A 22,818-nucleotide genomic window follows, 5' to 3' on the forward strand; every position below is an offset into this window, starting at 1 on the left:
CATTGATATTGATGTAAACCCTGATTAAACAGTCTTAAAACACAAAAGGAACCCTAAGGTTCCTTTTGTTTCAAATGTGTCTGGTAAAAAACACTATTTGGTTTTTCTGTCTTTGATATGGCTTTGTGCGCGCTTGCGACGACGTTCTTGGCTCATAGTCAACTTCTCAGTCTTGTTTTCAAATGGGTTATCACCCTCTTGGAAACGCAGCTGGATTGGCGTACCCACCACTTTCAATGAACGACGGAAGTAGTTCATCATGTAGCGCTTATACGAGTCTGGCAGCTTGCTAACTTGGTTACCGTGGATCACCACGATTGGTGGATTGTAACCACCTGCGTGCGCGTATTTAAGCTTCACACGGCGACCATTCACTAATGGCGGCTGGTGATCATCCTGCGACATTTGCATGATACGTGTCAGCATAGAAGTACTGACGCGGCGTGTGGCACTGTCGTAGGCTTCTTCAATCGATTCAAATAAATGGCCAACACCAGTACCGTGCAGCGCCGAAATAAAGTGAATACGAGCAAAGTCGATAAAGCCAAGACGACGGTCAAGCTCGCTCTTCACGCGATCTTTAATACCTTGGTCGATACCATCCCACTTGTTGACGGCAATAACCAAAGCGCGACCCGCATTGAGCGCGAAACCTAACAGACCCAAATCTTGCTCGGCGATACCTTCACGGGCATCGATGATAAGTAACACCACGTTAGCATCTTCAACCGCTTTCAAGGTTTTGATCACTGAGAATTTCTCAATGACTTGATGTACTTTACTGCGGCGACGAACACCCGCGGTATCGATAATCACGTACTCGCGACCTTCACGTTCCATTGGAATATAAATACTGTCACGGGTTGTGCCGGGCTCATCAAATACCACAACGCGCTCTTCACCTAGAATACGGTTAGTCAGGGTTGACTTACCGACGTTCGGTTTACCGATGATCGCCAGCTTGATAGGCAAATCTTGCAGACGCTTTTGTTCAGCTTCGGCTTCTTCTTCGGTATATTCACGCTCTTCGGTCACTTCGCCTTCGTCTTGACGCACTATGCCCATCGCTTCGGCATAAGGAGTCAGCGCGTATTCGATCATGTTGGTCACGCCGCGTCCTTGAGACGCTGCCATTTGGTAAACTTCACCTAGACCTAAAGACCAAAACTCGGCGCAGGCAGAATCGGCATCAATACCGTCCACCTTGTTAGCGACGACGAAGGTGGTTTTTTCACGGCTACGTAAGTGCTGTGCAATCGACAGATCCGCAGAGGTTAAACCTGCGCGCGCATCAGTCATAAATAGAACAACATCGGCTTCTTCAATGGCGGCAAGGGATTGCTCGGCCATTTTCGTCTCGATCCCTTCTTCAGTGCCATCGATACCGCCGGTATCGACCACAATGAACTCATAGCCGGATAAGAATGCTCGACCATATTTACGGTCACGTGTTAGGCCAGGAAAGTCAGCAACCAGCGCATCACGCGTGCGCGTAAGGCGATTAAATAGGGTGGATTTACCGACGTTCGGCCGACCAACAAGGGCCACTACAGGGATCATGATTTTGCCTCTAAAAAACTTTTCAATAAAAAGCCCCCGGAACACACTTCCAGGGGCTCTACAAGGATAACACTTTTAACTATGGAAGTGTTACAACAGCTAACTTTCCACTGCGACCTTGAACATAGATTTTATCGTCAACCACTAATGGCTGGCTGTATAATCCAGAGCTGTCCACTTGGACACGACCCACAATCGTCCCTGTACTGCGATCGATGAAGTGTAAATAACCTTCGAAATCACCCACAACTAAATAGTCTTTATACACAGCTGGTGACGTCAGAGTGCGGTTAGCTAACTCAGAGTTGCTCCACAGTTCTAGACCGTTACGTTTATCAACTGAGTAGATACGGCTGTGGTCGTCAACGACGAACAAACTTAAGCCCGCTGATGCTAACTCGTTAAAGCTAGAATACTTACGTGTCCACACAACTCGACCCGTGCGCAGTTCCATCGACACTAAGTTGCCGTTGTAGCTCACCGCATATAAGTTGTCGCCAAGGATCAGCGGCGTCATATCCACGTCGGCCATACGCGTAAACTCGTTACCGCCAGTTGGATTGTAAATCGCCTGTTCCCATGCAGCTTGACCATTGTTTTTAATCACAACAGCCACTTTGCCATCGGCAGTACCGATGAAGAAACCACCCGCTTCATAAGCTGCAGAACCTGTACCGCGCAGGGTCAGATTCGGCAATTGCATTTCATACACCCATAACTTAGCGCCAGTATCGACGTTAAAAGCTTCGAGTGAACCTGAGCTGGTGCTGACAACCACGACGTCATCGGCAACCGTTGGTGCTGATAATAATTCTCCGCCCGCAATCACATGCCATAACACTTGGCCATCTTCGGCGTTCAGCGCAGCTAACAGCCCACTTTCACCACCTAAAAAGACTTTATTACGCGCAGCAGTCACACCGGCGGCAATACGCGCACCTTTGTTTTTTGCTAACGCGTTATCACGAAATTCTTCGCTGAAATCTTTAGTCCAAACGCGCTCACCAGTCGCTTCATCAAACGCGGTGACTTCGCCATAACGATCGGCAGCAAAGATTTTTCCATAACGGACTGCGGGAGCGAGGCGAGAATAATAATCACCCACACCATCACCGACAGAGGCGCTCCAACTTACTTCAGGGAACACTGTCGCCTGAATTGCAGTTAACTCACTGACAGGCTCGTCTTCAACATCGCTCGACGAACAGGCGGATAACATGGCCAGACTTAATCCGGCGGCTAGCAGGTTTTTGCACCAAGACTTCATCAAGGGATCCCTTATGCCTGATTTAGGCTATCAAGTTTGATTTTAAGCGCTGGGCTTGTCACCACACCACCATTGTCCATGGCAGCTTGATAAGCTGTTTTCGCTTTCTCAACTTCACCTTGACGTACTAAGAAATCACCTTTTAATTCATCGCGCTGGGCGAAGAAAGCTTTATCTGTGACTTGATCTAAGGTCGCCAGAGCAGCGTCTATTTGACCTTGCTCGGCTTGGATTCGGGCTACACGTAAAGTTGCAATCACATCTAAACCAGCACCTGGCTTAGCCGCGATAACCTTGTTCAAGGCTTCGATTGCTTTAGGGTAATCCTTGGCTTCTACCGCAGTTTTTGCCACGATCAGTTCTAGTAGCGCTTGATAGCCCTTTTGATCATGACTTTTAGAAAACTCAGCGACGCCCGCCAGCATAGCGGCTTCGTCGCTTGATTTAGTGGTCAACTCGTGGAAAGCTTTTGAGGCTTCTTCCGCTTGGGCCACTTTAACGTCAGAATAATAATTCCACGCATACAGGCCGCCTAAACCAACGACCGCCCCAATAAAAATCGAGGTTCCATAGTCTTTCCAGAACTGCTTGATAGCATCAACTTGTTGTTCTTCTGTGCTATAAATTTCCACGCGCACGTCCCCTTATATGATCTATTACTTAATGGCCAGTTCAGCCAAAAATGCGCCTAAGGCACTTCGAGCTACCCGTTGTTGTTCGTTATCATTGCGTAAATATTTCACTGTCACCATGCCTTCGGCCAGTTCATCTTCACCAATCAGTAAGGCGACAGCTGCACCGCTTTTATCGGCACGTTTCATTTGTTTTTTCACATTACCGCCACCGCAGTGACTCATCACTTTAAGGTTTGGCAGCGCACTGCGTAATTCCTGCGCAACTTTAATCGCTTCAACCAGACAGCTATCACCCATAGCAGTAACATACACATCCACTTCTGGCGGAATATCTTTGTTCAGTTCTAAGGTTTCAAGCAGCAAGACAATGCGCTCTAAGCCCATGGCGAAACCCACTGCTGGGGTATCTTTACCGCCTAACTGGGCGACTAAGCCGTCATAGCGACCACCCGCAAGTACTGTACCTTGCGAGCCTAAACTCGATGTAACCCATTCAAATACAGTGCGATTATAGTAATCTAAACCACGAACAAGGCGCGGATTAATGGTGTATTTGATACCCACAGCATCAAGTAGTTCACGCAATTGTGAAAAATGTGTCTTCGATTCTTCACCGAGGAAATCCATCAACTCAGGTGCACCAGCCAAAATAGCTTGGACATTTTGATCTTTTGAATCCAATACCCGCAGCGGATTGCTGTACATGCGACGCTTGCTGTCTTCATCGAGCGCATCTTTATGCTGCTCTAAAAACGCAATCAAGGCATCACGGTAAACCGCGCGTTCAGCAGGATCGCCTAAGGTGTTCAGCTCTAACGATACGTGATCGCTAATACCGAGTTTTTCCCACAGGCGCGCCGATAGCATCAAGACTTCAGCATCAATATCCGCTGTGCCTATGCCATACACTTCCACGCCAAATTGGTTAAATTGGCGATAGCGACCTTTTTGTGGACGCTCGTGGCGGAACATAGGACCCATATACCAAAGACGTTGTTCTTGGTTATACAGCAGACCGTTTTCGTTACCCGCACGCACTGTCGATGCCGTACCTTCTGGGCGCAGCGTTAAGCTGTCACCGTTATTATCTGCGAAGGTATACATTTCTTTTTCAACAATATCAGTCACTTCACCGATAGAGCGTTTAAAGAGATCGGTATTTTCCACTATTGGAGTGCGGATTTCGCTGTAACCGTAAGCACTGACGCTCGAACGTAGTACCGCTTCCACTTTTTGCCATAGAGGACTTTGAGTTGGCAGAATGTCATTCATTCCGCGAATCGCTTGGATCTGTTTTGCCACTGTATCGACTCGTCCGATTTAGCTAAATTAATAAAAAATGTCACGCATTATAGGCTTTTGAACGTAAAACGTAAAACGACCCCGTCGGTTTCGGGGCCTAGCTCAAAATCATTAGGCGTAATCTGTGCCCAAATGCAGATGCATATTACTCAGTTGTGTCTTTTATTTGAATACGGTTCGCCATTTGACTGGCCTTAGCGCGAATTTTCGCTTCGAGGGAATCGACAATGTTGTCGTTATCAAAACGTTCTTTTTGACGTTCGCCCTCGTCGTAATATCCGCTCTTATTATGTCCGCCGGTTAACCCGATGTGCGACACTAAGGCTTCGCCTGGACCGTTCACTACGCAGCCGATAATAGACACATCCATAGCAGTAGTCACGTCTTCGAGGCGACGCTCTAACTCATTGACTGTGCTTATCACATCAAACTCTTGACGGGAGCAAGATGGGCAGGCGATGAAGTTAATCCCGCGGCTACGGATCCGCAGCGATTTTAAAATGTCAAAACCGACTTTAATTTCTTCGACAGGATCGGCGGCAAGGGAAATACGCAGGGTATCACCGATACCTTCGGCCAATAACATGCCTAAACCCACTGCCGATTTAACTGAACCCGCGCGTGCGCCGCCCGCTTCAGTAATACCCAAATGCAAGGGTTGACGAATTTGCTTTGCCAATAAACGATAGGATTCAACCGCTAAAAACACGTCGGAGGCTTTCACGCTGACCTTGAATTGGTCGAAGTTCAACCTGTCCAGAATATCCACATGGCGCATGGCTGATTCGAGCAATGCTTGTGGCGTGGGCTCTTTGTACTTGTCCATCAGATCTTTCTCTAATGAACCGCCATTCACCCCAATACGTATAGGAATATTGTGGTCACGGGCGCATTCAACCACGCTGCGAATACGCTCTTCATTGCCAATGTTACCCGGATTAATACGCAAGCAATCGACACCATACTCAGCAACTTTTAAGGCAATGCGATAATCGAAATGGATGTCGGCCACTAAAGGCACGTTGACCGCTTGCTTAATGAGTTTAAAAGCTTCAGCCGCATCCATAGTCGGTACTGAGACACGTACTATGTCGGCACCGACTTTTTCCAAGGCACGAATTTGAGCGATAGTCGCTTCAACGTCTGTGGTCTTAGTATTGGTCATTGACTGAACGGCAATCGGCGCCCCATCACCAATCGGTACATTACCCACATAGATGCGGGTGGAAGGACGTCTTTTTATGGGAGTTTCATTATACATGCTTAATACGCTCTATTTCGGTACGTGCTGCAGATCATTACGCGGTCGTTAGGCTCTCGGCAAGGTTAAACGTGCGACACGTCCCTTGGGGAAATCCGCTAAGCTAACCATTTGACCATCTAAGCTTAAGGTCGCCACATGGGGCGCCCCTAAAATAATTTTAAACGGTGGCACACCGCTCACTTGTACAGCAGCGCCGGCGCCTTTCACACCATCGACTAAGGCTTTGCCTTTAGCATCGACAATGTTTATCCAGCAATCACCGGTTAACTGTACCTTGATAATCGATTCACCGGCAGCGGCCACCAGAGTATTGGTCGCTGTGGCTGGCGATGTTGAAACAGGCAAAGGTATTGCAGTTGCAACGGGCTGAGTTGCAGGCTGTTGCACAACCGTCTGTTGAGCTACCGTCTGTTCAGCTACCGAAGAGGCCGTTTGAGACGCTGTGGTTGCAGCATTAGCCGAGCCACCATCTTCATTACTCGTATCAACCGTTTGAGGATAATTATTGTCAGTAGGCCCAGTGCTCACATCAATAGTGCTGGCATCGGTATCTTTAATCGGACCGTCAATTGACATAGAGCCGTTAGCCGCGATGTCGGTCAATTGTTGACTCGCATCGGTTTCGGTCAATAGTACGTCACCAGGTAGCGTTTGGTTCGCGGCGGCGACCTCTTCTGCCGTGGGTTTCGATACATCAATAGTGCTTAACAAAGTCGTTTTTTGCATCCACCAGACGACTAACGAGCCGAGTAACACAATAACGATAAAAATACTCAGCCAAGTTAAACGCGTATCGCGCGCTTGATAAGTCGTTTTACGGGAAAAGCTTTGCATTGCAGGCTCAGTCACCACAGGCACTTGGCGCACTAAACACGCTTCAATCAAAGCCGCATCCGCGCTGACCATACGGGCATAGTTTTTTACATAACCACGAACATAAGTGGATGAGGCAATATTGGTAAAATTGTCAGCTTCAATGTCTTCAATAATGCGAGGACGTAGATGCAGTTTAATCGCCGCATCTTGAATGCTAAGGCCCATTTTTTCACGGGCGTCTTTTAATAAAGTTCCAAGCGTTACATCTAGCGCGACTGATTGCGGTGCTACCGACTCAACTGGCGCATTGGTTTCATGATCTTTCATTGATGCAAATTAACTCTGTATTGCTTGGCCTGAGGTGATGCTGGGAATTTGGCAAGCAATAAAATACCAAATCTCTTCACAGCGGCATCATCATTCACTGCCTGCTCTATTTTGATTCCGAGCGCTAAACTTTCTGGAGTTTGCTCAGCCACTTGGTGATATCGCGCTAATTGGTTTCGCGCCTGAATAAAATCACCTTGGTCGACTTCTAACTCTGCCAACTCCAGCAATGACACCGATCTTCTCGGGTCATACTTTAACGCCATCTGAAAATACTGTCGTGCCTTTTCTGCTTGTCCTGCTTCACGGCTACAGAGACCTAAGTTCTCGTAGCTTGAAGCCGTTCGCGTATATTTAGGCATCTCGATTGCGGCCAAAAACATTTTTTCAGCTTTGTCGTATTGCTTTTGTTGACACAAAAACACCCCGAAATTATTCATGGAATCGCCAGAGGCGTCCTTGGTACTAATGGCATTCATGTACGACTCTTCGGTACGTACTAGATCGCCCACGGTTTGGTAGTAATAAGCCAAAGCAGTATGCACATCTTCGAGCTCTGGAGCATATTCTAATGCTTTATCAAGATTGTATTTGGCTTGTTCCGAGTTACCTCGATTTAAATAGGTTAAGCCGAGCTGCAAACGCTCGCGCGCGGCGGCGACTTTGTCTAACTTTCGTTCCGAAACAGGAATATCTGTCCCAGTATAAGTACGCTCAGTGACGCACCCTGTCATCAATAATGACAGGGTTAAAATCAACGAAAACCTTGGCAATCCATGCTTCATGGGCAAGCCTATAAATCTGTGCAAACAAAGAGTTAATTCATTGTGACTGAAATCTGGTTTTCTTGCATGCGTTTTTTTGCTAAACGTTTCGTTCTATCGCGAATATCACCAGCTAACTGACCACAAGCTGCATCAATATCATCGCCACGGGTTTTACGCACGATCACAGTAAAACCGTACTCCATTAACACCTTAGAAAAACGGTCTATACGAGAGTTAGATGAACGGCCGTAAGGCGAGCCTGGATACGGGTTGAATGGGATCAGATTCACCTTACAAGGTGTATCTTTCATCAACTTAGCTAACTCATGGGCTTGATCTGTGCTGTCGTTGATATGATCTAGCATCACGTATTCAACCGTCACGCGTCCACGGTTTGCATTAGATTTGGCGATATAACGACGAATACCCGCTAAAAACTCATCCAGCGGATATTTTTTATTGATTGGGACCAGAATGTCACGCAGCTCATCATTTGGCGCATGGATACTGACTGCAAGTGCCACATCAAGCGCATCACCCAATTTATCTAACGCAGGCACTACGCCTGATGTTGATAAGGTCACGCGGCGTTTTGATAAGCTAAAACCAAAATCATCGAGCATGATGTCCATTGCTGGGATCACATTGGCTAGGTTGAGCAATGGCTCGCCCATGCCCATCATCACGACGTTAGTAATAGGACGCTCGCCCGTGTCTTTAGCAAAACCTAAAAAGTGCGATACACGCCAGATTTGGCCGACGATTTCAGAAACCGTTAAGTTACGGTTAAACCCTTGCTGCCCCGTAGAGCAGAAAGTACATTCCAGTGCACAACCCACTTGGGATGAAACGCACAAGGTCGCGCGGTCATCCTCAGGAATATAAACCGTTTCAACTTCTTGGCCTTGACCAACATTGATTGCGAATTTAATCGTCCCGTCGGTCGATTTTTGGAAGCTCGAAATTTCCGGCGCAACGATCTCGCAGCGAGCCGCCAATTTTTGACGTAACACTTTGTTGATGTTGGTCATCTCTTCGAAGTCACTGACGCCGAAATGATATAGCCATTTCATGAGCTGATCGGCACGAAAGGGTTTCTCTCCCATGTCCGCAAATAATGCGCGCATCGCCTTACGATCAAGGTCTAATAAATTGATCTTCTTTTCACTCATATAGCTAACCTCAACACCAAAACCGGATCCTGTAACAGGGCGGCGAATTATACAGACGCAAATAAATTTTAGCCAGTAACTCAATTAACCTATGCTAGAATCTCCACGGGCTAATGTTGGCCTAAAATACGGAGTTGTAATTCCACCTATATGTTAACCCTCATCATTATAGTGCTTGTCGCTGTCGGAGTTTCTTTTCTGTGCAGTGTGTTCGAAGCTGTTCTGCTATCGGTTACCCCAAGTTATATCGCATCACTCGAACAAACTGACAGTGCCGCAGCCGCGCGCTTGCGTAAACTGAAAGAAAATGTCGAAGCCCCTTTGGTGTCAATCCTTACGCTAAATACTATCGCTCATACCGTTGGCGCTGCCGTTGCGGGTGCGCAAGCAGCGAAAGTATTTGGTGACGATATGTTGGGTGTTTTCTCGGGCTTATTGACCTTTATTATTCTGTTCTTCTCAGAAATTATTCCTAAATCATTGGGTGCCAACCATTGGCGTCGCCTCGCACCGAGCGTGTCTGTTGCCGTGACGTGGATGAAGCGTGTCACTAAACCGCTGATCTGGATGTCGCAGCAAGTCACTCGCCTGATGGGCAAAGGCGATGAAGGCCAATATATCCGCCAAGAAATGAGCGCGATGGCAAAAATCGGCCATGAATCCGGTGAGCTTGACGAGCAAGAGTCGAAAATTCTGACGCAAATGCTCAAGGTACGTGATATGCCCGTTACAGCAATCATGACACCGCGCACTGTGATGTTCTCGCTGCCAGTGGATCTGACTCAAAATGAGTTTGTACGTCAATATCGCGACAAGCCTTTTACCCGTATTCCAGTATACGATCAGGATCATGACGATATTATCGGTTATATCACCCGTACCGATGTGTTGCTGGCTGAGCGTTACACACCAGAGGCATCGATTGGTGAGCTTAAACGGAGTTTATTTGTGGTGCCTGAAACCGCAAAAATTCTGCCACTTTTTGAGCGTATGATTAAACGTAACACCCAAATTGCTATGGTGGTCGACGAGTACGGCAGTAGCCAAGGTATTGTGACTCAAGAAGATATTATCGAATCTATGTTAGGCTTAGAGATTGTCGATTTAAACGATCCCGCGACCGATATGCAGCAATTAGCACGTAAACTTTGGACTAAGCGCATGAAGCAAAAAGGCATTCGCCTATCCGATGACGGTGACTTTGAAGCCGCATCCGATGATGACGAAGCCAAATCCGGCTAAAGGCTAAGCCAGTTTAGTGCTTGTTAATATAAAGGGAGCCTAGCTCCCTTTATTCTTTTAGAATGCGGATAACTCAGAACCCTCTGAGCCTCGCATTTTGAGGTCGCTTGGGTATATACTCACCCGCCGTAATAGAGGTAAGTTATGACACAGAGCTACACACTCTCACTCGCGCACATTAATGACACCCATTCGAATTTTGAGCCCTGCCGCGTCCAATTTAGCCTTAACCTCGGCCAGCATAAGCTTGATGTAACCAGCCATAGCGGTGGTTATGCCCGCATCGGCCATCACATCACTAAGGCACGTCAAGCCGCCGCACAAACCAATACGCCGTTTGTTTTCCTGCACGGTGGCGACAGCTTCCAAGGCACGCTTTATTTCAGCCATTTTAAAGGCAAGGCTAACGCCCACTTACTCAATCTGTTAGCGCCCGATGCTATGGTCATTGGCAACCACGATATCGATGAAGGTAACGCCAGACTTGCCGAGTTTGCTAAGCAGATTGATTTCCCATTGCTTGCGGGCAACATGGATTTAAGCCAAGAAGATCTCAACAAACCCGGTTGTCTGCGTGGTTTGCCTAATATCTTAGATTATGATCATGAGCAAAAACGCGCGAAATATCTGCTTAAGCCTTTCCACGATAAGACGTTAGCCATTGTCGGTATTACCTTAGATCAAATGAAAGAGATCGCTCGCCCCGATCCCGACACTCATTTTGTCGATGCTATCGCGACAACCGCACGCACGATTGAGCACCTTAAAAATCAAGGCATCAAACATATTATCGTGCTCAGCCACTTAGGCTTAGATCAAGATAAACGCCTTGCGGCCGAAGTCGAGGGTATTAGCCTTATCGTAGGCGGTCACACGCATACGCTACAGGGCGATTTTCGCGCCTTAGGTTTGAGCAACCTACCCTACGGTGAAGTCATCAATAACACACCGATAGTGCACGCGGGGAAATATGCCGAAGTCGTCGGCTTAGCCGAGATAACGTTTGATGCTGAAGGGAAAGTGCTGAATTTAAAGGGCGGCAACTATTTCATGCTGGATCAACACTTTATCTTAAGTGCTAACACAGCTGTGGATAATCAAGATTACCAAGCGGTGCGCCAACAGCTCAGTCAGCACCCGAATGTCCTTTGGGATGATGCCGATGCCGATATTGATGGCGTGATCCGAGACATCTACAAACCCGCCATCGCGGATATGGAGAACAAAGTCTTAGCACTGGTGCCAAAAAACTTAGTCCATACGCGCCTGCCCTCTAAGGCCCTGCCCCACGGCAGTGAAATTGCGCCTTGGGTGAGTCGCAGCATGTTCCAAGAAGCTAAGCTTGTCGATCCTAGGGTGAACTTTGCCCTGCATAATGCTGGCGGTGTTCGCCAGTCGGTGGCCCAAGGCCAGTTGACACTGGCGGATGTGATGGGGCAATTACTGCCCTTCGAATTGCCGCTGGTTAAGTATGAAATTCAAGGCCAGTTCCTCTATCAAGCGCTCGAATCGGCGATTAACGCGGCGACCAACAACAGCGTCCGTGGCACAGGTGCGGGTAGCTTCCCTTACACCTATGGCTTACGGTATTACTACGATGGCCGCCGTCCACTGGGCGAGCGTTTATTTAGATTGGAGATGATGCAGCAGGACAGCCAATCTCTTTGGTATCCCGTTGAGCCTGAGTCACTGTATGTCGGGGTATCGACCTCTTACACTGCTGCAGGTAAGGAAGGCTATCATCCATTACTGCAAGCCCGCTGGCAGGAGTCGATGGAGTCTCTGACATTGCCACAGGCATTTATTCGATTCTTAAATCGCTCACCGAATCTGTCTGATTTACTGTCACAGCATGTGCATTACACCAGCCACAGCCAACGTATGAGTTAAGTACCAATGCTCCTCATGGCGTCAACATTGATGCAGTGAGGAGCAAAGTGAGTGGCTGCTTACAAAGCGCTAAACAAACCTGAGCTTAAAATTGCCAATCACATTGCGGTAAACGCGCAGTAAACCAATCCTGCGCCTTGCCCTGCGCGTCTTTGCGCCACGCCATAAACACAGCTTGGGGTGGGCGCGGCATTTCCACATGACAAGCCACTAAGCTTCCCGCCGTCAACGCATCTAAGATCAAGTGTTTTGGAATGTAGCCTACGCCAAGTCCCAATTGCTGCGCTTTAATCTTGGTCTGCATATTCGGCACCCGGATCACTTGACGACTATCAAATAAGCCGCTCGAGCGCTGCGCTAAGGCAGTCGAACTGTCAGCCACCACAATGGAAGGGAATTGCAGTAATGCCTCGGTCGGAATAGGACCGGCGTGCTGCGCCAATGGGTGGGCAGGATTTAAGGCAAACACAAACTCCAACTCACCGATTTCGACCACATGATATTGACCTTTTGGCAGTTCACCCGTCACACCAATAGCAATATCGGCACGTCCCGAATAAAGCGCATCCCAGCCGCCACCTAAGGACTCTTCACTGATGTTCACCGTCACTTGCTTACCCAGCTCAGTAAATTCCCCGATCAACTGCAATAGGGGTAAATCCGGCACGACAGTATCGATTGCTAAGGTTAACGAAGACTCCCAGCCGGTCTCGAGTTGACGCACCGCTTCTTCCAGCCTAGACGTTGCCGAAAGGATTTCTCGACCTTGGCGCAGCACAAGTTGACCGACTAAGGTCAGTTCGGCGCGTTGGCCCTTACGTTCAAATAATTTTGTGCCTAAATCGCTTTCCAGTTTCTGCACTGTGTAGGTCAGCGCCGACGGCACTCGGAACAAGGACTCGGCCGCTGCGGAAAAACTGCCTTTTCTATCAATGGCATCGAGTACGATTAATCCATCGAGACTAATAGATGGCAACATAAAAACCTCATATTCAAATTATTTGAAGTCAGCATTGAAAATGTTCCAATTTTCTTTGCCAAAGGTCAAGTCTACACTGCTTAGCAATGGAGAGGCTCTGCGGAACTCACTGCCGAAATCGGATGTAGACACTGAGTAAAGTTAAGTTAGAACAGATTTAAAAACTGAGTTAAAACTGATTAAACAATACACTAAACACTTGTCAAATAATTTGAAATAAGGAATACCCCATGAAAGCACTCATCGCAAAAACACTCAAATCAGCCCCTAGTCTTGCCCCACTGGCACTGCGTATTCCTATCGGGATTATCTTAATCGCCCATGGTTCACAAAAACTGTTTGGCTGGTTCGGTGGTTACGGCTTAGAAGGCACTGGACAATGGATGGCATCCATTGGTCTGACGCCAGGTTACTTAATGGCACTGATGGCAGGTTCAAGTGAATTCTTCGGCGGCCTATTCCTGTTACTCGGCCTGCTGACTCGCCCAACCGCCCTCGTATTGTCATTCACTATGATAATAGCGATTTTCTCAGTACACATAGGCAACGGTCTGTTCCTTGCCAACAACGGTTACGAATTTGGTCTCGCCCTACTAGCAGCCACAGTGTCATTGGCGGTTTCAGGTGCCGGTAAGTTCGCTATCGATAACCTATTCGCTAGCCGCATCAAATAAAGGGGAAGCAAGATGATCACATTAAGAAAAGCACAGGACCGCGGTCAAGCAGACTTAGGCTGGCTAAAGAGTCAACATACCTTCTCTTTCTCTAGCTACTATGACCCAGAGCACATGGGGATATCATCCCTAAGAGTCATCAACGATGACAGAGTAACGCCCGGCGCAGGTTTTGATACCCATGGTCATAAAGATATGGAGATCATCAGTTACGTGATATCCGGCACTATCGCTCACAAGGATAGCTTCGGCAATATCAAGACCTTACCCGCAGGTGAGTTTCAGTTAATGTCGGCGGGTAAAGGTATTTACCACAGCGAGTTCAATGCTTCTAATACTGAGCCGCTACACTTTTTACAAATTTGGATCCGCCCAGATACCTTAGGCATAGATGCGGGTTATCAGCAAAAGGCATTCGAGCAGAGCTCACCGCTGACGGCTGTGGTGACACCAAACGGTGAAAACGGCACGCTGAAAGTGCAACAGGATGCAACCTTATATCGTTTAGTATTAAGCGAAGGCGAAAAAGTGACGATGGCCAGAAGCGCCGCTCAAGCGGATCGTCATCTGTATGTTCAATTGATTGAAGGTACGCTGGATATCAATGGCACAACACTCACGGCGGGGGACGGCGCACATCTGACCCAACTCGCCAGTATCGACTTTACGGCAATAAGCGGCCAAGTCACCGCATTAGTGTTCGACTTGTCTGCTAACGCGTAATACCAGCGAATGGCTTAACTGAACCACTCAGTACAGCTGCTTAACGATTGAGCAAACGATTAAATAAGTCATTGAGCAAACCGTTGAGTCAGTGATTACATGCCAGCTTGATAAGCACTCACCTAGCAGCACTGCCACAAGTCATCTTTGGCAGTGTTTTTTATTGGCGTTTTGATGGCCATGTTATAAGGCGATGTTATAAAAGCAGTGCTAACGGCCTCGTTGAGCGAACCAGATCTGCACTTTGATACGCTGAGTTATAGCGCGAGTGTCATGCTGAAATTAACCAAGACTTGGGCTTGGCCCTGTGCTTTATCCGCCGCATTCAAAAAGCGCTTATGTTCATTACGACGAATACTGCGAAACCCCTGTTTCTCAAAAAAAGGTCGCGCGAGATAGGATGCTTCAACCGTTAATCGTTTCAGCGCTAAAATTTTAACTTCTTCAAACAACGCAAAATACAAAGAGGTGGCCACCCCAGAACGGGCATATTCGGGATGCACGAACAGACATTCCACTTCGGCAGCGGCTTCAACTTCACTGTCGGCACCTATCTTAAGATTGATAAACCCCACCAGCATGTTATCCGCTTCAGCCACCCAAATCGTGGTGCCCTTTAAGCGTTCGAGCCAATAGTGCTCACTGCGGATCTCTCCTTCGATATAAGCCCAAGCTGAGCGCTCGGCAAACGAGTAAAACTCGCCAGAGCCTTGCATCACACTCGCCTCAAAGATCGCCGCCAACTGCGAGACATCCGATGGCGTAAATAGTCGGATCTTCATTCTCTGCCCTCCATCTTGAATTGTTAATAGCTTAAGATTAACCGTATTCTAATCTAAGTTAAATAGCGCTGATTTAACTTAAATCGAGTCACGCAACGGCGTTAAGCTAATGTTTTACTATGGAATACCTTACATTACTTTTTGGGTTAACCCCTAGTGAGCCAATGCTAAACATTCTGTTCCATATTCTTTTCCATATAAAAGCCTGGGATCACTTGCCCAAGTTTTTGCTGATAACTGCGCTGTATTTGGATAAATCCCATCCGAGTAAACAATCCTTTAGACAGATAAGATGCGTCCACACTCAAGCGCGCATAGCCTTGGGCCTTAGCCCACGCTTCTAAAACAAGATAGGCACGCTCACCCAATCCCTTAGCTTGATAATCTGGATGAATATATAAGCTGTCTACATAACCTTGGTGGGCAAAATGGGTTTCGACATTGATAAAACCGCAGCAAATTGGAGAAGCTGTCGCTGCGTCTTTGACTAATACCACCCACGCCTTCGAGCGGTTTAAGCGCAAATCCCAATGTTTAGCCGATCTTGGCGCCGCAGACCAAGCGGTAAGTTGCGCCTGTGAATAACGAGCATGGGTGATGTTATGCACGCAAAGATGAACTAACTCGCTCACCTCACGGGCATAACATGACTGGTAAGGCTGGATCTCAAACTGTTCAAACGCCGTCACTTAATTGTTCTCTGTTGAGTCATAACCGCTAGCAATAGTGCTTTTTTGCCGCGTTTCGCTTAATCGAGATAGGCTCAAATTTTGCGGTTTTAATGGTTAGAAACAAAAACGGCCTCGATAATATCGAAGCCGTTTGCTTAAAGAGGCGCACAGGTTAGCGCACTCGTTACTGTTACTTCTTATCGATTTGACCGACAAATAACAGCTTATCAAAGGTGCGGTTTAAGGTTTTACTGGTGAATTCGTTCATCCACATTTGTTCAACCACAGCCACTTTATCGCCTTTACTCACTTCAGTTTGAGGACCCGCAGCCCAAAAAGTGGTGTCAACTTCTTTAATCTGTACGTAGGTGTAACCACCACCGTTCATCGTATCAACAACAGTACCCTCGTGGGTGACACCTTGAGCCCAAGCACTTGACATGCCTAACGCTAAAGTCGCTACCGCCGCTAATTTTACCCATTTTGCCATCATGCCTGCGTTCCTTTTGTTTTGCTAATATGCTGCATTAAAGCACGCTAAAAACAATAAATCGCTAATCTCTATCACGAAATACAACACTTATCGCAAAAGCAGTATTTTTCTTAAAAGACGGGAACTTCATTTCAACAGCGGTTTTAGCATGCCTTCTAAACCATTAAGCTTGATTTCGTACATTAGGGCTAATTGCTCACCGAGTTTCCCCTGGGGGAAACCTTGCTTATGGAACCACACCAAATAAGGTTCAGGTAATTCGAGTAACTTACGTCCAGCGTACTTACCAAAGGGCATTTTTTGATTTACAGCGTCGATGAGTAGTTGCTGATCCATAGATTGTTATCTCGTGCAGGTCGTCCCGATAATCCCACGGATGCTACAACATAAGCTAATCAAAGTCGCCGTTAACTCATACAAAAAAGCACACAAAAGTGACCCTACACTCAAAGGCTAAGTTAGCATCATCGACGCACAAAATGCTCCACACAGAACCCTAAGCGACAATCTTTAATAGATTTGGCCCTAAGTTAGCGCATGGCGCATATTGAAAACCATATTCACTGCATAAACGCTCAGACTCGCCATGGGCGGTAATACTGATACAAGTTCCAGAACTTGCGTGTCCATCAACAAAGTCCATCACTCGCTCAAGCATGATCTTCGCCAGTCCATAGGATTGGTATTCAGGCAACACGATAAAATCTTCAATGGCCAAATGCCCAGGCTTATTGCCGTAAACACACGCCGTTGCTAACAGATTAGACTTAGCGACTCCCGCGCCAGCATGCTCCATCTCAGCATTGTCACTCAATCGGATAGAGACCCAAAACAGTGCCTGCACATCCGCAAGCTCAACGCCGATGGAAGGGCGGCCCACAGTGCTACGCAAATTGAGGAGTTCATGGAATAACGGTGCGGTTTCAACGAGTTCAAACTTAATAGGCATAATAGTTTTGATATCCATTTGGCATCCCTTCTCTCATGGTTGAAATTGCAAGCGATTTAGACGGCAGTCTAAGAGATGATAAAGCCAGCATTTGGCAGTTTGATGACAAGCACCTCACCAAACAAGACCACTTTCGACTGAGAAGTCGATTCTTTACACGGATTCATTAATAACATTTAGCAATATAAAATTAACATTTATACCGATAGAGAAATAAAAAGTCAGAATTCAGATTTTGTGAACAGGCATAGATTGCAACAAACAAGCCTGCAACTTGATACCACTCAAATTAAACCTTTTAAAAATAAAAACTTAAAAATATCACTCACAAATTATTCCTCAACTATTACTTGTCAAATTAACGGCACGTGACCAGATACTGACAAAAAACCATTGCTGACAATTTAATCAAAAACCGTCAAAAATCAGCCAATTGACTGAGATTAACATAAGGTTTACATTCGATTTCGAGCACAAATGCGGTGTGGCTCCAAACTCATCAACTCGCTGCCCAAGGGTCATCAAAAGAATTAAGGAATGCGTCATGATAGTGTTAATCGGCGGAGAAAAAGGCGGCAGCGGTAAAAGTTGCTTAGCCCAAAACATAGCTGTCTTTCTAACCACAGAATGCAATGCCTCAGTCATCATGGTGGACTGCGATCCCCAACGCACCACATCAGATTGGATCCAGGCAAGGAACAATAATCCCAAATTGGCCAGCATTAATTGCGTGCAGCTTTACGGCAAGATCCGTAATGACTTGCTCAGTCTTGAACAACATTATGATGTCGTCATTGTCGACTGTGGTGGTCAAGATAACTTAGCGCTACGTGCAACCATGTCTGTCGCCGCTTACATTTTAATGCCCTTAAGACCTAAGCGTCGCGATTTGAAAACCGTTAGCCACATGGACGATATCGTCGCGACCTGTAAGATGATAAACCCAAAGCTACAGGCTTCATTTGTGATTACCCAATGCCCAAGTTTACCTAATCAAGCTAACCGAATTCTAGAAGCCAAAGAAGTCTGTAAAACCTATGATATCAACGTCCTTGATGCAATAACCTACTGCCGTAATGTGTATGATGACAGCGAAGAGTCAGGACTATCAGTGATTGAAATCGACCCTAGCGGAAAGGCCGCAGAAGAAATCCGTACTATTGCCTGTGAATTGTTCCAAGTCGATTGCGCCGCGAGTTTAGAAGACAACCTACACCCTGCAAAGCCTCCTCAGAATACTGGTAAAGGTCAGATGCACAATGGTTTGATAAATAATAGTTTGATCAATAATGGCTTGCACCATCAAGCTCAACCCACTCACCTTACCACTCAACAAAGGGGGCAAAATGGGACTCAGCGACCTCAAGAAAAACGCTATGCCATCTAGCAACATACAGCCGTCGCTTTCGTTAGATGAGTTTATTGAGGCAGCCAACTTATATGCAATGGGACAAAGCCCTAATAAAACAAAAGGCAGTCATTTCGCTTTTGAAGCAGCGACGACGAACGCTAAAACCGCTGACCAAACGTTCACTAACATAACAACTGACACTGGGCTGAATCATTCCAATGTACTGATCTTGCATAAACAGAGCTTAGGGACAGAAGTCTTATCGCCAGCAAACGTTGAGGCCAGAACTCACTATCGCAAGGCAACCTTTTCACTCAGCGAAGCGGCTATTAGCCAGCTCGCGACCTTGTCGCAAGACAGCACGCTCTCCAAATCGAAACTGCTCCGATTCTTGATTGAACAACATTACGATCTGCCCATTGCCCTGAGGCAATTACGAGAACAACAGCGCCAAAACCGTTAACACTTCGCAATACTCCCACCCTTTTCCGGTAACTCAGCTAAGCTCGGGTTATCGGCTTTTTTACTCAAGAACAAAAAACTAAAATATAAACCACAATATAATCGCGGCATAAGTGCTGATCCCACCTATCCTTAAATGTACAGAATGATGAATAAGTGTTATTTATTCACAGTGAATCAGTAACGTTAAGGTGTATTTTTTGCGAAAGCCAAACCAACTTATCTGTCTTTGTTTAAGCGCTGCGTTTCTAATGCCCTGCTATGCTGAGTTTTCATTGGCACAAATCCCGCCGCTCACGAACAAAGCGCCCATCACCTTAGTCGCAGAAAAGGGATTTTGGACCGACTATTTAACGCAAGAAATGTTGCCTAAATTCACTGAAAAAACCGGTGTAAAAGTGCAAGTGATCAGCACCGAACTTGATAGTATGTTTAATTTGCAGACCCAAGATTTACTCCAAGGTTCAGGCAAATACGACTTGCTGACGATGGAAGCGGGCTGGGCAAAAGAATGGGCAGCAAATGGCTACACAGTCCCTTTAGTCGAACTCGCAAAACTCTACGATCCCGATGGTGAAAAGGCCATGGAGAAATACCTAGAACCCTATTACCCATCGCTACTGAATATTTTGTCCTACCATGGTGAAATTCATGCGATTCCCTACAACAACTATGTGATGGGCAATCATTACCGAGCGGATCTCTTCGATAATAAAACCGAAAAAACACGCTTTCAGAGCCAGTTCGGTTACCCGCTCGCACCAGCAAAAACCTTAACCGAGTTACGGGATCAAGCCCAGTTTTTCACCCGTAAAGCGGGCACTATGTTGGCGGATAAAATGTTAACCCACGACTTTTATGGCTTGGCGCTAATGTCGGGTGATAAGCCACATATTAACGATGAATTTTCCAGCATGATCTGGAGCTTAGGCGGCAATTGGATGCAGCCAATTTATAATGAACAAAAAAAGATCAGTCATTTTGAAGTGCCGACTATCAACCATGAGGCCATCAAAGCCGCCAAGCTTTATCGCGAATTAATGCCCTATGCCGTGCCTGCCAACGAGCAATTTGCCTTCAGTGAGGCTGCCAATGCAATCGCCACGGGGCAAGCGGCAATGTGGCCTTTCGCTTACAATAATTTGTGGCATAAATCCTTCAAAGTTGAGCAAAATATTCCCGGCGCACGCCTTGCTGTGAGTCAAGTACCCGGCGGTTATCCCTATAACGGCGCCTATGCTTTTGCCGTGAGTTATGACAGCAAAAATCCCCAAGCGGCCTATTGGCTCATCAAATATATGGGCACCTATGAGGCGCAACACGCTTATGCTCTCGGCGGCGGTAATCCCTGTCGAATGGATGTCGTGACCGCCCCCGAATTTAAAAGTGAATTGTTAAGGACCATAGCGGGCGCATTCGAGGCAAGCCATATCGCTAATATGTTTTGGTCAACGAAAGTGCTAGAACTTGGGCATTTTACCAGTACCGCCATGGGACAGATTTACCCTGAACTCAGCCATGCTTGCTATCGCGCTAGCCGCAGGCCCGCTGACAGCGAGGATATTTTCATTAAATTAAGTGCAGAGATAAAACACCTCCAAAATACCTATGGAGAGGTACCTGCGATTGACAAGAAAACCAATGACAAGCACTAAACCGCTGAAAAGCCTAAAACAAAAAATAACCTTAGCCTTCTATATCATAGTGGGCATGGCGCTGTTTAATGGTGTCGTCGCCATACTACTGTCACAGCAACTGAAATCGGAAATTGAGCATTTGGTGGGCGTGGATGTTGTTAAAGTCACCACTGCACTGCAACTGGCAAAAAATAGTGAAAAACTGCAAATCATCACAGCACGTTTAAATCATTATGATAATGAACAGCAAAGACTTCGCCTATTGAGTGAGCTCTCGGCGCAGTGGGAACTATTAATTAATGACTCCCGATTACTGGCCTTGATTGAAACCTCTACTGCCAGTAAGCAAGAATTGAATCACGCGTTAGATATTCAACTGTATTATTTACAACAGCTGCCATTACTTGCCGAGTTAACCGATTCCGCCCTACAAGCCAATTTACAAGCAACAAATATTCAAGCCAATTTAACCTCAATGGCATCGGGATTTACCGATGAAATGCAGACCCAATTTCACAGCATCAATGCCGATTCAGAGCGTCAGCTTAAGCTGAACAATTTTGACAAGATTGCGATGAATATCAATACCAACCAGCAATTATCTCAATTTAGTCATTTGGGGGAACACTTATTTACCCGCCTATCTCAGGTAAAAATTATCGACAAACTGGTTGAACTTAACCGCACCCAAAGAGAAGCGATGCGGCTGCTGTTAAATATGGAGGCGATTCTCGAGGGCGTTAGCGGGGATACCAGTTTATATTTCAATTTGTTATCGCAAATAAAACAGACCATGGTCGGTGAAGATAACCTGTTTGAACTGTCCCGCAAGGCCATTAAAAGCACGCATATCGCCAATGCGCATTTAGAGTACCAAGCCGATGCCGCGCAAATCGTCGCGACCTATACCCAAAATCTGGTCAACCAAGTCGAGAATGAAATCCAACAAACGGGCGGCGAACTTAAAAGCGACAGCACCGCATTTATCATATTGATTTTCTGCAGTGGTATTCTGTATTGCTTCTTCATCTGGCTCACCAGCTGGCACTTTATCACTAAGGGCATTATCAAACCTGTGATGGCGACGCGAGATGCCATGAACGCTATCGCCAATGAAAAGCTCGACACCCGTATGCCGGTCACTGACAACCTAGAACTGCAGCAAATGGTGAACTCTTTAGAAACACTAAAAAGCTATGCGGCCCAGGTTAAAGGAATGGCGGAAACCGACGGACTAACAGGCTGCTACAACCGCCGTTATTTAGACATACAACTCCAAAAAGAACTCGAGTATGCAAGGGATCACAATATGCCCCTTGGCATCATTCTGTTTGATATTGATAATTTTAAACAATTTAACGACAGGTACGGCCATGTCGCCGGTGATCAATGTCTGAAAAACATTGTTAACGCCGCTAAATCCATCTTAAAACGCCCAACTGACATGCTCGCCCGCTATGGCGGTGAGGAATTTATGATAGTGCTGCCATCGAGTCATCTCGAGGAGGTCTATCAATTTGCCGAACGATTACGGGAGAAAATCATCAGCCTAGAAATTCCCCATGAAGACTCTCCCCATGCGGGCATACTTACCATCAGCGCCGGGATTACTTGCTGGCAACTACCGCAACAGCTGGATGCAAATAGTTTAATTAATCGAGCCGATGAAGCCCTCTATCATGCCAAACTGACGGGGCGTAACCGTACCGAAGCCCTCCTCGGCCAACCCATTCGCTATTCCTAAGGCGCCAATCGCGGCGGCAGAAACGGTTCTTTTTTCAGCAAAGGATTGAGTTAAGTCCTCTTCACCCCCATTAGCTAATATTAAGTTAATCAGGATTAGGTCAGGGAAAGT

At 46.7% G+C, this 22,818-nt stretch carries 22 protein-coding genes; 8 read left to right on the forward strand and 14 right to left on the reverse strand.

Annotated elements, in window-relative coordinates:
* Positions 1–93: 93 nt before the first annotated feature.
* The 8 genes from der to rlmN all read right to left on the reverse strand — a co-directional run bounded on the left by der (position 94) and on the right by rlmN (position 9,110).
* Entirely contained in the window at positions 94–1,560 is a 1,467-nt protein-coding gene (gene der / locus Q4Q50_RS05960) for a ribosome biogenesis GTPase Der (protein ID WP_106649962.1), read from the reverse strand.
* A gap of 79 nt (positions 1,561–1,639) precedes the next feature.
* Entirely contained in the window at positions 1,640–2,827 is a 1,188-nt protein-coding gene (gene bamB / locus Q4Q50_RS05965) for an outer membrane protein assembly factor BamB (RefSeq protein ID WP_006082479.1), read from the reverse strand.
* An 11-nt stretch (positions 2,828–2,838) separates the two neighbouring features.
* Positions 2,839–3,459: a tetratricopeptide repeat protein gene (locus Q4Q50_RS05970; protein WP_259510797.1), complete on the reverse strand. Its 621-nt coding sequence runs from the start codon at positions 3,457–3,459 to the stop codon at positions 2,839–2,841.
* Positions 3,460–3,483: 24 nt separating this feature from the next.
* A complete protein-coding gene (gene hisS, locus Q4Q50_RS05975; RefSeq protein ID WP_311898813.1) occupies positions 3,484–4,764 on the reverse strand; it encodes a histidine--tRNA ligase in 1,281 nt (426 codons plus the stop codon).
* 145 nt (positions 4,765–4,909) lie between these two features.
* Positions 4,910–6,025: a flavodoxin-dependent (E)-4-hydroxy-3-methylbut-2-enyl-diphosphate synthase gene (gene ispG / locus Q4Q50_RS05980; protein ID WP_006082482.1), complete on the reverse strand. Its 1,116-nt coding sequence runs from the start codon at positions 6,023–6,025 to the stop codon at positions 4,910–4,912.
* A gap of 48 nt (positions 6,026–6,073) precedes the next feature.
* Entirely contained in the window at positions 6,074–7,171 is a 1,098-nt protein-coding gene (locus Q4Q50_RS05985) for a RodZ domain-containing protein (protein ID WP_311898814.1), read from the reverse strand.
* Entirely contained in the window at positions 7,168–7,956 is a 789-nt protein-coding gene (gene pilW, locus Q4Q50_RS05990; protein ID WP_311898815.1) for a type IV pilus biogenesis/stability protein PilW, read from the reverse strand. Before pilW ends, Q4Q50_RS05985 begins: the two co-directional genes overlap by 4 nt.
* A 32-nt stretch (positions 7,957–7,988) precedes the next feature.
* Positions 7,989–9,110, reverse strand: coding sequence for a dual-specificity RNA methyltransferase RlmN (rlmN, locus tag Q4Q50_RS05995; protein ID WP_300479900.1), 1,122 nt, complete (start codon positions 9,108–9,110; stop codon positions 7,989–7,991).
* A gap of 150 nt (positions 9,111–9,260) precedes the next feature.
* On the opposite strand from rlmN, the gene Q4Q50_RS06000 reads away from it, so the two are divergent.
* Both Q4Q50_RS06000 and Q4Q50_RS06005 read left to right on the forward strand, forming a co-directional pair.
* Positions 9,261–10,352, forward strand: a complete 1,092-nt coding sequence (locus Q4Q50_RS06000) for a CNNM domain-containing protein (RefSeq protein ID WP_311898816.1) — start codon at positions 9,261–9,263, stop codon at positions 10,350–10,352.
* Between the two features lie 144 nt (positions 10,353–10,496).
* A complete protein-coding gene (locus Q4Q50_RS06005; RefSeq protein ID WP_311898817.1) occupies positions 10,497–12,242 on the forward strand; it encodes a bifunctional metallophosphatase/5'-nucleotidase in 1,746 nt (581 codons plus the stop codon).
* A gap of 85 nt (positions 12,243–12,327) precedes the next feature.
* Here the strand turns inward: Q4Q50_RS06005 and Q4Q50_RS06010 are convergent, their stop codons facing one another.
* Positions 12,328–13,221 (reverse strand): LysR family transcriptional regulator, encoded by an 894-nt coding sequence (locus Q4Q50_RS06010; RefSeq protein ID WP_311898818.1) that lies wholly within the window; start codon positions 13,219–13,221, stop codon positions 12,328–12,330.
* Positions 13,222–13,451: 230 nt separating this feature from the next.
* Here Q4Q50_RS06010 and Q4Q50_RS06015 point away from each other — a divergent pair, with 230 nt between their 5' ends.
* Both Q4Q50_RS06015 and Q4Q50_RS06020 read left to right on the forward strand, forming a co-directional pair.
* A complete protein-coding gene (locus Q4Q50_RS06015) occupies positions 13,452–13,895 on the forward strand; it encodes a DoxX family protein (RefSeq protein WP_259213105.1) in 444 nt (147 codons plus the stop codon).
* A 12-nt stretch (positions 13,896–13,907) separates the two neighbouring features.
* A complete protein-coding gene (locus Q4Q50_RS06020; RefSeq protein WP_311889315.1) occupies positions 13,908–14,618 on the forward strand; it encodes a pirin family protein in 711 nt (236 codons plus the stop codon).
* 257 nt (positions 14,619–14,875) lie between these two features.
* On the opposite strand, the gene Q4Q50_RS06025 is transcribed toward Q4Q50_RS06020, so the two are convergent.
* The 5 genes from Q4Q50_RS06025 to Q4Q50_RS06045 form a co-directional block, all read right to left on the reverse strand.
* The gene (locus Q4Q50_RS06025) at positions 14,876–15,400 is read right to left on the reverse strand and encodes a GNAT family N-acetyltransferase (protein WP_311889316.1); all 525 of its coding nucleotides are present in this window, start codon (positions 15,398–15,400) and stop codon (positions 14,876–14,878) included.
* Between the two features lie 167 nt (positions 15,401–15,567).
* Positions 15,568–16,089, reverse strand: coding sequence for a GNAT family N-acetyltransferase (locus Q4Q50_RS06030; RefSeq protein WP_311889317.1), 522 nt, complete (start codon positions 16,087–16,089; stop codon positions 15,568–15,570).
* Between the two features lie 172 nt (positions 16,090–16,261).
* Positions 16,262–16,564 (reverse strand): NrfJ, encoded by a 303-nt coding sequence (locus Q4Q50_RS06035; RefSeq protein ID WP_311898819.1) that lies wholly within the window; start codon positions 16,562–16,564, stop codon positions 16,262–16,264.
* Positions 16,565–16,690: 126 nt separating this feature from the next.
* Positions 16,691–16,900 carry a DUF3820 family protein gene (locus Q4Q50_RS06040; RefSeq protein ID WP_006082494.1) on the reverse strand — a complete coding sequence of 70 codons (210 nt, stop codon included), beginning with the start codon at positions 16,898–16,900 and terminating at the stop codon, positions 16,691–16,693.
* A gap of 160 nt (positions 16,901–17,060) precedes the next feature.
* Positions 17,061–17,531 (reverse strand): GNAT family N-acetyltransferase, encoded by a 471-nt coding sequence (locus Q4Q50_RS06045; protein ID WP_006082495.1) that lies wholly within the window; start codon positions 17,529–17,531, stop codon positions 17,061–17,063.
* 526 nt (positions 17,532–18,057) lie between these two features.
* Between Q4Q50_RS06045 and Q4Q50_RS06050 the strand changes: the two genes are divergently transcribed.
* The 4 genes from Q4Q50_RS06050 (at position 18,058) to Q4Q50_RS06065 (ending at position 22,707) form a co-directional block, all read left to right on the forward strand.
* On the forward strand, positions 18,058–18,900 hold the full coding sequence (locus Q4Q50_RS06050; protein WP_311898820.1) for an AAA family ATPase: 843 nt from the start codon (positions 18,058–18,060) through the stop codon (positions 18,898–18,900).
* Positions 18,860–19,327, forward strand: a complete 468-nt coding sequence (locus Q4Q50_RS06055) for a CopG family transcriptional regulator (protein ID WP_311898821.1) — start codon at positions 18,860–18,862, stop codon at positions 19,325–19,327. The genes Q4Q50_RS06050 and Q4Q50_RS06055 overlap by 41 nt, the downstream gene beginning before the upstream one ends.
* 250 nt (positions 19,328–19,577) lie before the next feature.
* Entirely contained in the window at positions 19,578–20,981 is a 1,404-nt protein-coding gene (locus tag Q4Q50_RS06060; protein ID WP_311898822.1) for an ABC transporter substrate-binding protein, read from the forward strand.
* A complete protein-coding gene (locus tag Q4Q50_RS06065) occupies positions 20,968–22,707 on the forward strand; it encodes a diguanylate cyclase domain-containing protein (protein ID WP_311898823.1) in 1,740 nt (579 codons plus the stop codon). Before Q4Q50_RS06060 ends, Q4Q50_RS06065 begins: the two co-directional genes overlap by 14 nt.
* The last annotated feature ends 111 nt before the right edge of the window (positions 22,708–22,818 follow it).

Origin of the sequence: Shewanella scandinavica, from assembly GCF_031932065.1 — a bacterium.
Taxonomy (GTDB): Bacteria; Pseudomonadota; Gammaproteobacteria; order Enterobacterales; family Shewanellaceae; genus Shewanella; species Shewanella baltica.

Coding starts and splice junctions, on each gene's coding strand:
- der (WP_106649962.1), bottom strand. CDS start 1,560: ATGATCCCTGTAGTGGCCCTTGTTGGTCGGCCGAACGTCGGTAAATCC.
- bamB (WP_006082479.1), bottom strand. CDS start 2,827: ATGAAGTCTTGGTGCAAAAACCTGCTAGCCGCCGGATTAAGTCTGGCC.
- ispG (WP_006082482.1), bottom strand. CDS start 6,025: ATGTATAATGAAACTCCCATAAAAAGACGTCCTTCCACCCGCATCTAT.
- Q4Q50_RS05985 (WP_311898814.1), bottom strand. CDS start 7,171: ATGAAAGATCATGAAACCAATGCGCCAGTTGAGTCGGTAGCACCGCAA.
- pilW (WP_311898815.1), bottom strand. CDS start 7,956: ATGAAGCATGGATTGCCAAGGTTTTCGTTGATTTTAACCCTGTCATTA.
- rlmN (WP_300479900.1), bottom strand. CDS start 9,110: ATGAGTGAAAAGAAGATCAATTTATTAGACCTTGATCGTAAGGCGATG.
- Q4Q50_RS06000 (WP_311898816.1), top strand. CDS start 9,261: ATGTTAACCCTCATCATTATAGTGCTTGTCGCTGTCGGAGTTTCTTTT.
- Q4Q50_RS06005 (WP_311898817.1), top strand. CDS start 10,497: ATGACACAGAGCTACACACTCTCACTCGCGCACATTAATGACACCCAT.
- Q4Q50_RS06010 (WP_311898818.1), bottom strand. CDS start 13,221: ATGTTGCCATCTATTAGTCTCGATGGATTAATCGTACTCGATGCCATT.
- Q4Q50_RS06015 (WP_259213105.1), top strand. CDS start 13,452: ATGAAAGCACTCATCGCAAAAACACTCAAATCAGCCCCTAGTCTTGCC.
- Q4Q50_RS06020 (WP_311889315.1), top strand. CDS start 13,908: ATGATCACATTAAGAAAAGCACAGGACCGCGGTCAAGCAGACTTAGGC.
- Q4Q50_RS06025 (WP_311889316.1), bottom strand. CDS start 15,400: ATGAAGATCCGACTATTTACGCCATCGGATGTCTCGCAGTTGGCGGCG.
- Q4Q50_RS06035 (WP_311898819.1), bottom strand. CDS start 16,564: ATGATGGCAAAATGGGTAAAATTAGCGGCGGTAGCGACTTTAGCGTTA.
- Q4Q50_RS06040 (WP_006082494.1), bottom strand. CDS start 16,900: ATGGATCAGCAACTACTCATCGACGCTGTAAATCAAAAAATGCCCTTT.
- Q4Q50_RS06045 (WP_006082495.1), bottom strand. CDS start 17,531: ATGGATATCAAAACTATTATGCCTATTAAGTTTGAACTCGTTGAAACC.
- Q4Q50_RS06050 (WP_311898820.1), top strand. CDS start 18,058: ATGATAGTGTTAATCGGCGGAGAAAAAGGCGGCAGCGGTAAAAGTTGC.
- Q4Q50_RS06055 (WP_311898821.1), top strand. CDS start 18,860: ATGGGACTCAGCGACCTCAAGAAAAACGCTATGCCATCTAGCAACATA.
- Q4Q50_RS06060 (WP_311898822.1), top strand. CDS start 19,578: ATGCCCTGCTATGCTGAGTTTTCATTGGCACAAATCCCGCCGCTCACG.
- Q4Q50_RS06065 (WP_311898823.1), top strand. CDS start 20,968: ATGACAAGCACTAAACCGCTGAAAAGCCTAAAACAAAAAATAACCTTA.